This is a genomic window from Psychrobacter urativorans, assembly GCF_904846675.1.
Lineage (GTDB): Bacteria > Pseudomonadota > Gammaproteobacteria > Pseudomonadales > Moraxellaceae > Psychrobacter > Psychrobacter urativorans_B.
The window spans coordinates 53,032-65,875 of record NZ_CAJHBT010000015.1 but is presented as its reverse complement, the minus strand read 5'-3'; the positions used below and the strand labels follow the sequence as shown (position 1 = coordinate 65,875).

General features: G+C 45.7%; 13 protein-coding genes and 1 tRNA gene. 10 read left to right on the top strand and 4 right to left on the bottom strand.

The annotated features are described in order from the left end of the window. Window positions 1–312 precede the first annotated feature (312 nt). From JMY06_RS08370 to gatC, 4 genes are all read right to left on the bottom strand, one after another. Window positions 313–389: transfer RNA gene (locus tag JMY06_RS08370), tRNA-Pro, on the bottom strand. 110 nt (window positions 390–499) lie between these two features. Then, entirely contained in the window at window positions 500–2,023 is a 1,524-nt protein-coding gene (gene gatB, locus JMY06_RS08365; RefSeq protein WP_201617870.1) for an Asp-tRNA(Asn)/Glu-tRNA(Gln) amidotransferase subunit GatB, read from the bottom strand. Continuing rightward, complete coding sequence (gene gatA, locus JMY06_RS08360) at window positions 2,023–3,519, bottom strand: Asp-tRNA(Asn)/Glu-tRNA(Gln) amidotransferase subunit GatA (protein ID WP_201617869.1); 1,497 nt, start codon at window positions 3,517–3,519, stop codon at window positions 2,023–2,025. Before gatA ends, gatB begins: the two co-directional genes overlap by 1 nt. Before the next feature lie 127 nt (window positions 3,520–3,646). Beyond that, a complete protein-coding gene (gatC, locus tag JMY06_RS08355; RefSeq protein ID WP_201617868.1) occupies window positions 3,647–3,961 on the bottom strand; it encodes an Asp-tRNA(Asn)/Glu-tRNA(Gln) amidotransferase subunit GatC in 315 nt (104 codons plus the stop codon). 614 nt (window positions 3,962–4,575) lie between these two features. On the opposite strand from gatC, the gene JMY06_RS08350 reads away from it, so the two are divergent. The 10 genes from JMY06_RS08350 (at window position 4,576) to rplB (ending at window position 12,841) form a co-directional block, all read left to right on the top strand. Further along, window positions 4,576–5,616 (top strand): rod shape-determining protein, encoded by a 1,041-nt coding sequence (locus JMY06_RS08350; protein ID WP_201617874.1) that lies wholly within the window; start codon window positions 4,576–4,578, stop codon window positions 5,614–5,616. Window positions 5,617–5,728: 112 nt separating this feature from the next. Further along, on the top strand, window positions 5,729–6,652 hold the full coding sequence (gene mreC / locus JMY06_RS08345; protein WP_201617867.1) for a rod shape-determining protein MreC: 924 nt from the start codon (window positions 5,729–5,731) through the stop codon (window positions 6,650–6,652). Then, window positions 6,639–7,136 (top strand): rod shape-determining protein MreD, encoded by a 498-nt coding sequence (gene mreD, locus JMY06_RS08340; RefSeq protein ID WP_201617866.1) that lies wholly within the window; start codon window positions 6,639–6,641, stop codon window positions 7,134–7,136. Before mreC ends, mreD begins: the two co-directional genes overlap by 14 nt. 15 nt (window positions 7,137–7,151) lie before the next feature. Next, window positions 7,152–7,838: a Maf family protein gene (locus JMY06_RS08335; RefSeq protein WP_201527843.1), complete on the top strand. Its 687-nt coding sequence runs from the start codon at window positions 7,152–7,154 to the stop codon at window positions 7,836–7,838. Between the two features lie 180 nt (window positions 7,839–8,018). Continuing rightward, on the top strand, window positions 8,019–9,611 hold the full coding sequence (locus tag JMY06_RS08330; protein ID WP_201617865.1) for an Rne/Rng family ribonuclease: 1,593 nt from the start codon (window positions 8,019–8,021) through the stop codon (window positions 9,609–9,611). Between the two features lie 424 nt (window positions 9,612–10,035). Continuing rightward, complete coding sequence (rpsJ, locus tag JMY06_RS08325; RefSeq protein ID WP_010196670.1) at window positions 10,036–10,347, top strand: 30S ribosomal protein S10; 312 nt, start codon at window positions 10,036–10,038, stop codon at window positions 10,345–10,347. 49 nt (window positions 10,348–10,396) lie between these two features. Further along, window positions 10,397–11,035, top strand: coding sequence for a 50S ribosomal protein L3 (rplC, locus tag JMY06_RS08320; RefSeq protein ID WP_201527795.1), 639 nt, complete (start codon window positions 10,397–10,399; stop codon window positions 11,033–11,035). A 14-nt stretch (window positions 11,036–11,049) separates the two neighbouring features. After that, window positions 11,050–11,652: a 50S ribosomal protein L4 gene (gene rplD / locus JMY06_RS08315; RefSeq protein ID WP_201527796.1), complete on the top strand. Its 603-nt coding sequence runs from the start codon at window positions 11,050–11,052 to the stop codon at window positions 11,650–11,652. Beyond that, window positions 11,649–11,999 carry a 50S ribosomal protein L23 gene (rplW, locus tag JMY06_RS08310; protein ID WP_201527798.1) on the top strand — a complete coding sequence of 117 codons (351 nt, stop codon included), beginning with the start codon at window positions 11,649–11,651 and terminating at the stop codon, window positions 11,997–11,999. Before rplD ends, rplW begins: the two co-directional genes overlap by 4 nt. An 11-nt stretch (window positions 12,000–12,010) precedes the next feature. Continuing rightward, on the top strand, window positions 12,011–12,841 hold the full coding sequence (gene rplB, locus JMY06_RS08305) for a 50S ribosomal protein L2 (protein ID WP_201527800.1): 831 nt from the start codon (window positions 12,011–12,013) through the stop codon (window positions 12,839–12,841). The last annotated feature ends 3 nt before the right edge of the window (window positions 12,842–12,844 follow it).

Sequence of the window (12,844 nt, the reverse complement as noted above, 5' to 3'; positions counted from 1 at the left end):
CTCGGGAGTGTAGTTTCGTGTTTTCATTGTCGTATTCTCTCAGATTGTTGAGTCTCCGACAATACCGGGGCGGTTCATATCAGGTCGTTTTGTTTCAATAGAGGTGGGGCTAGGCTGTAGCTTGTTGATACCTGTATGGGTTAGGGGCATGGTTCTATCCTTTGTTGGTATTGTCCATGTAAAAATACTTCGATACCAACAATAATACCAACATTCTATATGGTTCGCCATAGACCTATAGAACAGTGAAACCCAAAAAACGCCCAAAATAAAGGGCTAGCGGTCTATGACGGCTAACCCTATATCTATGTTTGGTCGGAACGGCAGGATTTGAACCTGCGACCCCTACACCCCCAGTGTAGTGCGCTACCAGACTGCGCTACGCCCCGAATGACTGACTATTTTACGCAAAATCGCACATATTGCAAGGGTTAATTATTTCCGTGCTTGCCGTGAGACTTTACTTAGCCTAGCCAGTCTAATATATCGCCGATAACAACTAGTCCAATAACTCTTTTAGGGTTTGGTTGACCTGTTGCGGATTGGCACTACCGCGACTGGCTTTCATCACTTGACCGACTAGGCCATTAAAGGCCTTTTGCTTACCGCCGCGATACTCTTCAACCATAGCTGCATTGTTAGCAATCACTTCTTCAACGATGGCTTTGATAGCACCGGTATCGGTTTCTTGCTTGAGACCTTTAGCTTCAATGATTTGATCAGCGGCATCATCAGTATCGCCACCTTCGCGCTCATACAGGGCGCTAAATACTTTTTTGGCAAGCTTACCGGATAGGGTATCATCAAAGATACGCTTTAGCATGCCAGCCAATTGCTTGGCACTAATGGGCGAGTCGATGATGTCTTTATCGTCTTTATTCAGTGCACCAAGTAAATCGCCCATGACCCAGTTAGCGGCAATCTTAGCATGTTGCTGACCGACTTCACTAACCACGGCTTCGAAATAATTAGCCAAATGACGGCTACCGGTTAAGATACGGGCATCGTATTCTGATAGCTCAAGCTCACTCTCTAAGCGCGCACGGCGTGCTACTGGTAATTCAGGCATTGCCGCTCTAATAGTATCGACAGTATGTTGCTCAATACGCACGGGTAGCAAGTCAGGATCAGGGAAGTAGCGATAGTCGTTGGCTTCTTCCTTAGTGCGCATAGCGCGGGTTTCGTCTTTCTCGAGATCATAAAGCATGGTCGCTTGAATGATTTTGCCGCCTTCTTCGATAACGTCGATTTGACGCTCGATCTCACGATTGATGGCGCGCTCGATACTGCGGAACGAGTTCAAGTTTTTTAGCTCAGTACGTGTCCCCAAGTCCGCTCCCGGCTTGCGTACAGAAACGTTACAGTCACAGCGGAATGAGCCTTCTGCCATGATGGCATCAGAGATACCCAACCATGTCACCAGCTGGTGAATAGCTTTGATATAGGCAAGGGCTTCATGTGCTGAACGCATGTCAGGTTCAGAGACAATCTCAATCAGTGGCGTGCCAGCGCGGTTAAGGTCGACGCCCGTCATACCATCAACCGCATCATGTACTGACTTGCCCGCATCTTCTTCTAAGTGCGCACGAGTGATGCCCATACGTTTGGGATATTCGTTTTTATCGCCTTCATTGACCACCACATCGATATGGCCAGGCCCAACGATAGGGTTGGCCATTTGGGTGATTTGATAGCCTTTTGGCAAATCAGGATAAAAGTAGTTTTTACGGTCAAAAGTATTGAACAGTCCCAGCTCAGCATCAACGCCAATACCAAATTTTAGGGCGCGTTCTACCACACCGCTATTGAGGACAGGTAACACACCCGGCAAGCCCAAATCGACGATACTGGCTTGTGTATTAGGCTCATGACCGAAGTCGGTCGGCGCGCTTGAGAATATTTTACTGTCAGTATTAAGCTGGCAGTGAATCTCAATACCAATGACCACTTCATAGCCATCGACCATAAGCTCTTGGCGGACAATATCGTTGCGAACGGTATCAGTTACTGTTGTTGCGTTCATTATACGGTCTCCTTAGCGATAGCAGAGTGTTGTAGATGATGATCGGTACGCTGCTGGAACAAATGCGCAGTGGTAAGCAGTTTGCTTTCTTGCCAATGCTGTCCGATCAGTTGCAGACCAACAGGTAGACCAGCAGCGGTCAAGCCCACAGGTTGACTAAGGGCTGGCAGACCGGCAAGGTTGACGCCAATGGTATAAACGTCGCCCAGATACATCGTGGCAGGATCTAAGTTTTCGCTAAGCTTATAGGCAGCTGTTGGTGCTGTTGGACTGGCAATCACATCGCAATGGGCAAAAGCATCATCAAAGTCTTTGATAATTAAACGGCGAATCTTTTGGGCTTTAATATAGTAAGCATCGAAGTAACCGGCGGATAGGGAATAAGTGCCCATCAAGATGCGGCGCTGTACTTCAGGGCCAAAGCCTTCAGAGCGTGAGCGGGTATATAAGTCGATTAAGTCTTTTGGATTGTCACAACGGTAGCCAAAACGCACGCCATCAAAGCGCGAAAGGTTTGACGACGCTTCAGCAGGAGCCAGCATGTAGTAAGTCGCAAGGGTAATCTCAGGGTCAGTAATATTGACTTCCACAACCGTTGCGCCAAGATCTTCATACTGCTGCAATGCGGCACGTACCAATTGATCGACCTCAGCATTCAGCCCTTCACTGAAGTATTCTTTTGCCACACCAATGCGTAGACCAGCAAGTGGTTTATCACCAGCTTGCGCTTCAGCTTCATTGATATCTTGCACGTAGTTAGGCATATCATGTTTGATAGAGGTCGCATCACGTGGGTCATGACCAATCATCGGCTGTAATAGATAAGCGCAATCTTTGGCGCTACGACCCAAGCTACCCGCTTGGTCGAGGCTTGAGGCGTAAGCAATCATCCCAAAGCGCGACACACGGCCATAAGTGGGTTTAATACCGGTCAAGCCGCAAAACGATGCTGGCTGGCGAATAGAGCCGCCGGTATCACTGGCGGTTGCAAGTGGAATAAAACCTGCCGCTATTGCCGAAGCACTACCACCTGATGATCCACCAGGAACATGCTCAAGATTCCAAGGATTGTGAACCGCGCCATAATAAGAGCTGCTGCTGTCCGAACCCATAGCAAACTCATCCATATTGAGTTTACCAAGGCTAATCATGCCCGCTTTATCGATATTAGTGACGATAGTGGCGCTATATGGCGACACAAAGTTATGCAGCATTTTGGAGCCACAAGTAGTCAACACGCCTTGGGTACAAAAGATATCTTTATGCGCCATCGGCACACCAAGTAGCGGGCGCTTATCGCCTTGCGCGCGCATCTCATCCGCTGCTTGTGCCTGTGCCCGTGCGGTCTCAGAGGTATGAGTGATAAAGCTGTTAATCTTGCTATCTAAAGCGTCAATGCGCTTGATAAAATGTTCAGTCAAATCTAGGCTGCTAAATTGTTTGGCTTGCAAACCTGTAATGAGTTGCTGGGTACTTAAATGATGAAGTTCAGACATAAGGGGTCGTCCGTCAAAATATTAACTGCGTAAAATAAGAAAAAGCCTGATAGCGACTTTTCACGCTATGGGGTAACAATCTGGCTATTAAAAGTGTGCTCAGTAAAAATGTGCTTAATAATGAAAGCTATTCAATTACTTGTGGCACGAGATATAAGCCTTGCTCAACGGCTGGCGCGACTGCTTGATTGCGCTCACGATTGATATCATGTTTGGCAACGTCAGCTCGCAAGTCTTGGCACGCTTCATGAATATTAGCTAATGGGGTCAAGCTAGTGGTATCAACTCCGGCTAAGGTATGCATCAAAGTTAACACTTTGCTGATGTCATTGGCGTACCTATCAGCCGTATCTTCATCGACACCTAAACGCGCTAGGCTGGCAACTTCGAGGATTTCGTGGCGGCTGACGCTACTGTCAGTCGCGGGCGTTTGTTGTGACATAATTTCTCCAGTGCAGGACAGTGTTTATTATAATTTAGGACTTAGAACTCAGAAACAGGCATTTTATTAAATAAAAAAAGGGTCACTCGCTCATAACCATTTTAAAACAGTTAGCGGCTTATTATAAAGCATCTGACCCAAGTTTACAGAGCGTGACGTTCGATTACTGCATAATCGCAGTTGAGTAGGGGTAGAGCGTAATAATGAAGCATCAAATGAAGACCCAATGATTGATTTATTATCAATCGTTTACCTATTAAGTCATGATATACGTTACAGTAAGCGCCCGCGACTCAGTGAAAATATTAGGTACTTTTTCATACGAGCAGTGATTATGGTTTCTTACTATATATTAATTAGCATATTATCAATTAACATAGGTTAGTGGCTGTCATGTGATCTGACGCCTTTCCCTCGCAGCGTTTGTAACGAGTTCTAGTCGTTAAGACCAGACTCTGTACTTACGCCTGTAAATACCTATGTTTTTTCGAGCTAAATCGGTATAATTTAGTCCGTTTTTGGCCTTATCGTTTAGGCTCAATTGATCGTGCAGTTCTCTTATTCGCCTTGTTTGCTTTATTTACCCTATTTGTTATTTTTATAAGACGCTGGATATATTAGTCATGAACCTGTTTGGATTTTTATCAAATAATATCGCAATCGACCTTGGTACTGCAAATACCTTAATCTTTATTCCTGATAAAGGCGTGGTACTCAATGAGCCTACCGTCGTTGCCCTACGCACTACTCATACCCAAAACTCTACCGTTGCCGCCTTAGGTGCTGATGCCAAGCAAATGCTAGGTCGAACTCCTGCTAATATTACTGCTATCCGACCATTGAAAGACGGCGTAATTGGCGACTTTGAAGTGACGCAACAGATGCTCAAGCATTTCATTGCCAAAGCAAAAGCCAAGCGTTTTTTAGCGCCGCCCAAAGTGGTGGTTTGTGTACCATGCAAATCAACCTTGGTCGAGCGTAAAGCCATTCGGGTAGCGGTGAGATCGGCAGGGGCGAGTAAGGTGTTCTTGATTGAAGAGCCTATGGCAGCCGCGCTTGGTGCAGGTTTACCCGTCCATGAAGCGAGTGGCTCAATGATAGTCGATATTGGCGGTGGTACTACTGAGATTGCAGTCATTGCGCTATCGGGCTGCGTCTATGCCGATTCGATTCGTAGCGGCGGCGATATATTGGATGACGCTATCATCACGCACATGCGTCGTACCCATGGCTGCGTGATTGGTGAAACGACTGCTGAACGCATTAAGCAAGAAGTGGGGTTGGCTCTTCTTAATGAAGACAGTCAGCTAGAGGTAGAAGTTCGGGGTCGTAGCATGGCAGAAGGGGTACCTAAGACTTTTACTGTCAATTCAGCTGAGATTCAACAAGCCTTGAGCGTTCCATTAGGCGATATTATCAATGCTATAAAATCAGCATTGGAGCAGACGCCGCCTGAACTGTCATCAGATATCGCTGAGCGTGGTATTGTCCTAACTGGCGGCGGGGCTTTATTACGAGATTTGGATAAATTGATCTCGAAAGAAACTGGATTGCCAGTGAGCGTCGCCGAAGATCCGCTAACTTGTGTCAGCCGTGGCGCTGGTAAAGCGTTGGAACTTATCAATAATAAAAGCTTTGAGATGATTTTTGTATAAGTGCTATTGTTTATAGGCTTTCATTACTAATAAGCATTTACGACTTATAAGCGTTTACTACTATTCGACGTTTTTGACCCTAGCGCTTAGTCTCAATCAAATTAGAACTCTTATGACGCCAAGTATGTTTGCCCGCCAGCCATTAGCACTACGAATGACGGTTATTGTACTGATAGTGGCGCTGATACTGATGTGGGTGGATAGCAAAAATCCAGAATGGTTCAAGCCCCTACGCAACACCAGTCACGCCGCCAAGCAGCCTATTTACGAGTTTTCGCTGTTGCCCAGTCATGCTAAATACTGGGTGAGTGGGCGCACGCAATCAAAAGAAGCCTTGCGCCGCGAAAATGTTCAGCTAAAGTCGCAACTGATTCTTGCCCAAGCCCAGCTTCAGCAGCAAGATTATATTTTGGCACAAAATGCGCGTTTAAAAGGTATCTTGTCGACCAGTACTTCTGAGCAGTACGATTTAAATTTGGCACAAGTTATCGGTACGGACAGCAATGTTCTTAAGCAGATTGTCGTACTGAATAAAGGCGCAAAAAATGGGGTGCGAGTCGGTCAGACGGTCATTGATGAAGCTGGTATTTTGGGTCAAATTATAACCGTCTATCCCAATACCAGTCGCTTGATGCTGATTACTGATGAGCAGCAATCGGTGTCAGTAATGATTAAGCGTACCGGTCAACGGGCGATTGTCAGCGGTGAGGGCTTACCGACGTCACTGCATCTCAATTATGTGTTCAAAAGCTCGGATGTACGGGTAGGCGATGAGCTCATTTCCTCCGGTCTTGGTGGTCGAATTCCGGCAGGCTACCCTGTCGGGCGGGTTAATCGTATCAAAAACACCCAAGCGGATAATTTTAGAAGCATTGAAGTCGCACCTGCAGCCAATTTTATTGATAATAACTTTGTCTTAATCTTACAAGATAAACTGCAAGAGCAGACACAAAATGAACCAATAGAGGCTGATAATGATTCCCCTTTATTGCTGCCTGCTGTGAATGACAAGGCAGACATTCATGAACCGTCTTAACGCTGAGCACGCCACTGGCATGTTGCCGCTGGCTATTATTATCAGCTTTGTCATCGCCTCCGCGCTCAATGTCTATCCATTCAGTCCTAATACGGCGACCTTACGCCCAATGATGATGATTATGGTGCTCATTTTTTGGTTGCTGTTTCAGCCGCGCTATGTCGGTATCTTTAGTGCCTTTACTATTGGTCTGCTTGCCGATTTTCTGATGGATACCCGCTTAGGTCAGCAAGCCTTTGCGGCGGTAGTAGTGACTTTGGTCATTAAGATTGCTGCTCTTTATATCCAGCCGTCAAATATCGTCAGTGCTTGGTTTATGGCTTCATTGGGATTAAGCGCTTTTGTGCTAAGTTTATGGCTACTACAGCTAATAACCCAAAATATAGTGGTCACCCAATCAGGCTTATCCCTATTAACGAGCACTATAATCTGGCCACTAGTATTGCTGGTATTACACAGATTCACCCTATCAAACACCCATTAAGGTAAGAGAATAATGATGGACATCATATTAGCTTCCGGTTCGCCGCGTCGCCGTGAACTGCTGGCTACCGCGCAGTTAGAATTTAGCACCATCAGCGTCGATATCGATGAAACGCCGTATGAAGATGAGCACCCAAAAAATTATATTCAGCGTATGGTTGTCAGTAAAGCTACGGCCGCAATCAAACAGTTAAATGCCTGCTATAAAAACGACCAGATCAAATCATCTAAATTTTCCGACCCCTTTATTATTCTGACAGCAGATACTATTGGCGTACTGCCCGATGGCAAGACCGTATTGGTCAAACCAACCGACCGCGAGCATGCGTATAGCATGTGGCAGCAAATGTCTAATAACAGCCATCAAGTATGGACTGCTGTACAAGTGACGAAAGTAACACATTTAGTAGTATCGTCTGCAAATGATGGGGATAAGGTTTTACAAGCAGCCGGACAGCAGCAAATTCTTGAGCGCACTGATGTCACTTTTGTGCCGTTAACGGCCAATATGATGGCAAATTATTGGGACAGTGGTGAGCCTGCTGATAAAGCCGGTGGCTATGGTATTCAAGGTTTAGCCGCTGCTTGGGTCACGCGTATCAATGGCAGCTACACTAATGTCGTCGGTTTGCCCTTAGCCCAGACCTTAGCTTTAATTAACCAAGCAACTAATCACGTAATCAATAACCCCAACGACAAATAAAAAAGCAAGAACACAAACCTGCCCAGATATAAGCACGGAAATAATAAGTGCGAAACTAAAATATAAGACACATAATGACACGGCAGGATGGTGGGCAGAGTTATAATGGGTTTGCTACACTGTGATGCGATTAGGTTAGTAACAATTAATGAGCACAATGATAATAAGAGAAGAGGCACTATGTCTGAAGAGCTGCTGATCAATGTCAGTCCGATGGAATCCCGTGTGGCAGTCTTAGATAATGGTGTGCTGGGCGAAGTTTATATTGAGCGTCACCATAAGCTGGGTTTGGTGGGTAATATATATTTGGGTACGGTAGTACGCGTCCTACCAGGGATGCAAGCGGCCTTTGTCGATATTGGCCAGTCACGCACAGCATTTTTGCATGTCAATGATATGCAGCGTGAACCGCGTCCGCGAGCCAATAGCAATAATAAAACAGTTGACGCTACCGATGAAAAGCCTGTCAGTATATCTGCTGCTAATCTGGCAGTGACACCGCCAGTTGTAAGCGCGCAAAGCACCGACGAGATCATCGCTACTGCGAGTAAAAGCCTAATCCAACATCGGCTGCACGAAAGTCAACGTATATTAGTGCAAGTAACCAAAGATCAGTTGGGCAGTAAAGGCGCACGGCTGACTACCAATGTGTCATTGCCATCGCGCTATTTGGTATATTTGCCATCAAGTGATCATATTGGTATCTCCCAACGTATTGATGGTAGTGAAGAGCGGACGCGCCTAAAAAATGAACTTAGCAGTCTCATGCAAACGGTTAACCTTCAAGGCGGCTTGATTGCCCGTACTGCAGCTGAGCGCGTACCAGTCGATAAGCTCGAAGAAGATATCTATTATCTACTGCAACTTTGGTGCACTATTTGCGCGCGCCGCCAAGAGACTAAACACAATCAAAGCTCAGAGCTCATTTATCAAGAGCTGTCATTACCGCTACGCTCTATTCGTGACTTAGTTCATGCTGATACCGAAAAGGTCATCGTTGATAACACCCAGGTTTATGAGCAAATACGGCATTTTGCCAAAGAGTTCGTGCCTTTTATTTACGATCGTATCGTGCACTATACTGCAGAACAGTCATTATTTGATGTGCACCGTGTGGAAGAAGATTTACTTGATGCGCTCAAACGCCGCGTGGATCTAAAGTCTGGCGGCTATTTGATTATTGACCAAACCGAAGCCATGACTACCATTGATGTCAATACAGGCTCTTTCGTTGGTGGTCGCTCTTTAGAAGATACGGTTTATAAAACCAATTTAGAGGCCACCCATGCTATCGCTCGTCAACTGCGCTTGCGCAATTTGGGCGGGATAATCATTCTAGATTTTATCGATATGCTTGAGCAACCGCATAAAGATGATGTGCTAGAGAGCCTGAAAACCCAGCTAACGCAGGATTATGCCAAATCCAATATCACGCAAGTCAGTGAATTGGGCTTGGTTGAGATGACCCGTAAGCGTACCCGTGAATCGCTAGGGCAGCAATTGTGTGAGCCGTGCTCGACTTGTCAAGGTCGCGGCTTTGTTAAAACCGCTGAGACCATCTGTTTTGAGATATTCCGCGAGATCATGCGCTGCGCGCGCACTTATAACTCTCCTAAGACGTTCACCGTCGTGGCTCATACGGCTGTCATTGATTTATTATTAACGTCAGAGGCAGATACAGTCGCAGATTTAGAGTACCTACTAGGTCGCGTCGTTACTTTTGAAGTAGAAAGCCTTTATACCCAAGAACAATATGATATTGTGCTGGATTAGCGGATGTTTTAGACTGATTTTTATCGACAAAAAATACAGTTTATTGCGGTCTAAAGTTAGCAATAAGCCTCTTTATATGGCCTAAAGCCCTCAAGTTCTTGCAAATATTTCTCTTGCAATCATCAAAATACCCTGTATAATATATACTACTGAATTATAAGCGCGGCCAAGTAAACAGCTGGCGCTAATACAGCTAGAGCATCGTTTCTAGCACTATTTCATTATGCCTTTGCTGACATCCATATAATTAGGAGAGTCGGCGGGGCTTTAAACTATTTTGCTTTTAGCACGCTGCTGGTTCTGACAAAGAACACGTTCTAATGAAGAACAGAAGGCCGCTTGAAGTGAATCTCTAACCAAACGGCTTTTGATCATCACCTTGCAGCGCAAGAATGACGAAAGCACATATTAGGAGCTTGCTGGCATGGCTAACCAGAGAATCCGTATCCGACTCAAGTCTTTTGATCATCGTCTGATTGATCAATCTGCACAAGAGATTGTCGATACTGCAAAGCGCACTGGTGCGCAAGTTTGTGGTCCTGTACCGTTGCCGACTCGCATTGAGCGCTTCAACGTTCTAACCTCTCCACACGTCAATAAAGATGCTCGTGACCAGTACGAAATCCGTACTCATAAGCGTATGGTTGACATCGTTCAGCCTACTGACAAAACTGTGGACGCGTTAATGAAGTTAGACTTAGCGGCCGGCGTTGACGTTCAAATTGCTTTGGGTTAATGCACATTAAACGCCCAATCCATTAATAGAAGATATAAAGAGGTTTAATATGGCGATCGGTTTAGTCGGTAAAAAATGCGGCATGACCCGTGTCTTCACTGAAGCAGGCGCGTCTATCCCTGTAACAGTGATTGAGGTCGATGCAAACCGCATTACTCAATTAAAGAATACTGATGTTGATGGCTATCAAGCCATTCAAATTACCACAGGTACTCGTCGTGACAGCCGCGTAACCGCAGCACAAAAAGGTCATTTCGCAAAAGCTGGCGTTAAAGCCGGTCGTGGTGTTTGGGAATTTCGTGCCAATGAAAGCGATCTTGAAGGACGCGAAATTGGTGGTGATATCCTAGCTGACCTATTCGAAGAAGGTCAGATAGTCGATGTCACAGGACAGAGTAAAGGTAAAGGCTTTCAAGGCGGCGTAAAGCGTCATAACTTTAGCATGCAAGATGCCACCCATGGTAACTCAGTGTCTCACCGTGCCCTAGGTTCTACTGGTCAAAACCAGTCACCAGGTAAAGTGTTCAAAGGCAAAAAGATGCCAGGTCAGATGGGTAATAAGCGTGTCACAGTTCAAGGCCTAGAAGTGGTCTCGGTTGATGCCGAAAAAGGATTACTTGTCATCAAGGGTGCTATCCCAGGCGCCACCGGTGGCGATGTCATCGTACGTCCGTCAATCAAAGCCTAAGCAAGGGGATTAACGTGGATTTAAAAACAGTTACAGGGGCGGCGGTTGAGCTTTCTGATACGGCTTTCGGTCGTGAATTCAACGAAGCATTAGTGCATCAAGTCGTCACCGCATATCTTGCTGGTGCTCGCCAAGGTACACGTGCACAAAAAACCCGTGCCGAAGTTTCAGGCGGTGGCATCAAGCCATGGCGTCAGAAAGGTACTGGTCGCGCTCGGGCAGGCTCTATTCGTAGTCCAATCTGGCGTGGGGGCGGTCGCACATTCGCGGCAAAACCACAAGATTGGTCACAGAAAGTTAACCGCAAAATGTATCGCGGTGCTATGCAGTGCATCCTAGCCGAATTAATACGTCAAGAGCGATTAATTTTGGTTGAAGACTTGACTCTTTCTGCACCTAAGACCAAAGAGCTGATCGCGAAGTTAAATGAATTAAATGCACCTCGTGCATTAATCATTACTAAAGACGTTGATGAGAACTTATACTTAGCTGCCCGCAATATTCCACACGTCAATGTACTTGGTACAAACGAAGTGGATCCAGTGAGCTTGATCGCTTTTGATAAAGTGATCATGTCAGTCGAAGCTGCGAAACAATTTGAGGAAGCACTAGCATGAACAACGCAAGACTTTATCAGGTCTTAAGAGGGCCTGTATTCTCAGAAAAATCTCAGATGCTCGGTGACTCACTTGGTGTGCAAGTATTCAAAATCGATACTAATGCTACTAAGTTAGAAGTCAAAAAAGCAGTTGAGTTAATGTTTGAAGGTGTTGAAGTCATTAAAGTAAACACTTTGAATGTTAAAGGTAAGACAAAGCGTTTTGGTAAAAACATCGGCCGTCGTAATGATTATAAAAAAGCCTATGTCACCCTAAAAGCTGGTCATGATGTACAAATGGCTGATGCTGGTGAAGAGGTAGTTGATACTACTGCTTCTACTAGTGAAACAGCGAACAACGAATAAGGATAACACTCATGCCTATCGTAAAAGCAAAGCCAACATCACCAGGCCGTCGTTTTGTTGAAAAAGTAGTGCATCCACACCTGTATAAAGGTCGTCCGTTTACAGCACTTCTAGAATCAAAAAGCAAGTCAGGTGGTCGTAACAATAATGGCCGCATTACTACCCGTCATATTGGCGGCGGTCATAAGCATCATTACCGTATTGTCGACTTCAAACGCACCAAAGACAATATTCCAGCAACTGTAGAACGTATTGAATACGATCCTAACCGTACTGCACATATTGCCTTGCTTAAGTATGCTGATGGCGAGCGTCGTTACATTATCGCTGCTAAGAAGCAAGCAGTTGGTGATACAGTATTATCAGGTGAAGCGTCTCCAATTCGTCCAGGTAACTGTCTACCGCTTAAAAACATTCCATTGGGTACTGTGATCCATAATATCGAACTTAAAATCGGTAAAGGTGCACAGATTGCTCGTTCAGCGGGTGCAAGCGTTCAGTTATTAGGTCGTGACGGTATTTATGCGATTCTTCGTTTACGTTCTGGCGAAACTCGCCGCGTACACGTCAATTGCCGTGCTGTTATTGGTGAAGTCTCTAATACTGAAAACAACTTGAAATCACTTGGTAAAGCCGGTGCTTCACGTTGGCGTGGTATTCGTCCTGCCGTTCGCGGTGTGGCGATGAACCCTGTTGATCACCCACATGGTGGTGGTGAAGGTCGTGTTAAAGGTCGTCATCCAACCAGCCCTTGGGGTCAGAAGTCTAAAGGACTTAAAACGCGTCATAATAAGCGTACTGACAGTATGATCATCCGTCGCCGTCGCGCCAAGAAGAAATAAGGA

Bases quoted from the DNA above. Each gene is read 5' to 3' on its own strand.
- gatA (WP_201617869.1), bottom strand. From the start codon at position 3,519: ATGTCTGAACTTCATCATTTAAGTACCCAGCAACTCATTACAGGTTTG.
- mreD (WP_201617866.1), top strand. From the start codon at position 6,639: ATGAACCGTCTTAACGCTGAGCACGCCACTGGCATGTTGCCGCTGGCT.
- JMY06_RS08330 (WP_201617865.1), top strand. From the start codon at position 8,019: ATGTCTGAAGAGCTGCTGATCAATGTCAGTCCGATGGAATCCCGTGTG.
- rpsJ (WP_010196670.1), top strand. From the start codon at position 10,036: ATGGCTAACCAGAGAATCCGTATCCGACTCAAGTCTTTTGATCATCGT.
- gatB (WP_201617870.1), bottom strand. From the start codon at position 2,023: ATGAACGCAACAACAGTAACTGATACCGTTCGCAACGATATTGTCCGC.
- rplB (WP_201527800.1), top strand. From the start codon at position 12,011: ATGCCTATCGTAAAAGCAAAGCCAACATCACCAGGCCGTCGTTTTGTT.
- mreC (WP_201617867.1), top strand. From the start codon at position 5,729: ATGACGCCAAGTATGTTTGCCCGCCAGCCATTAGCACTACGAATGACG.
- gatC (WP_201617868.1), bottom strand. From the start codon at position 3,961: ATGTCACAACAAACGCCCGCGACTGACAGTAGCGTCAGCCGCCACGAA.
- JMY06_RS08335 (WP_201527843.1), top strand. From the start codon at position 7,152: ATGGACATCATATTAGCTTCCGGTTCGCCGCGTCGCCGTGAACTGCTG.
- rplW (WP_201527798.1), top strand. From the start codon at position 11,649: ATGAACAACGCAAGACTTTATCAGGTCTTAAGAGGGCCTGTATTCTCA.
- rplC (WP_201527795.1), top strand. From the start codon at position 10,397: ATGGCGATCGGTTTAGTCGGTAAAAAATGCGGCATGACCCGTGTCTTC.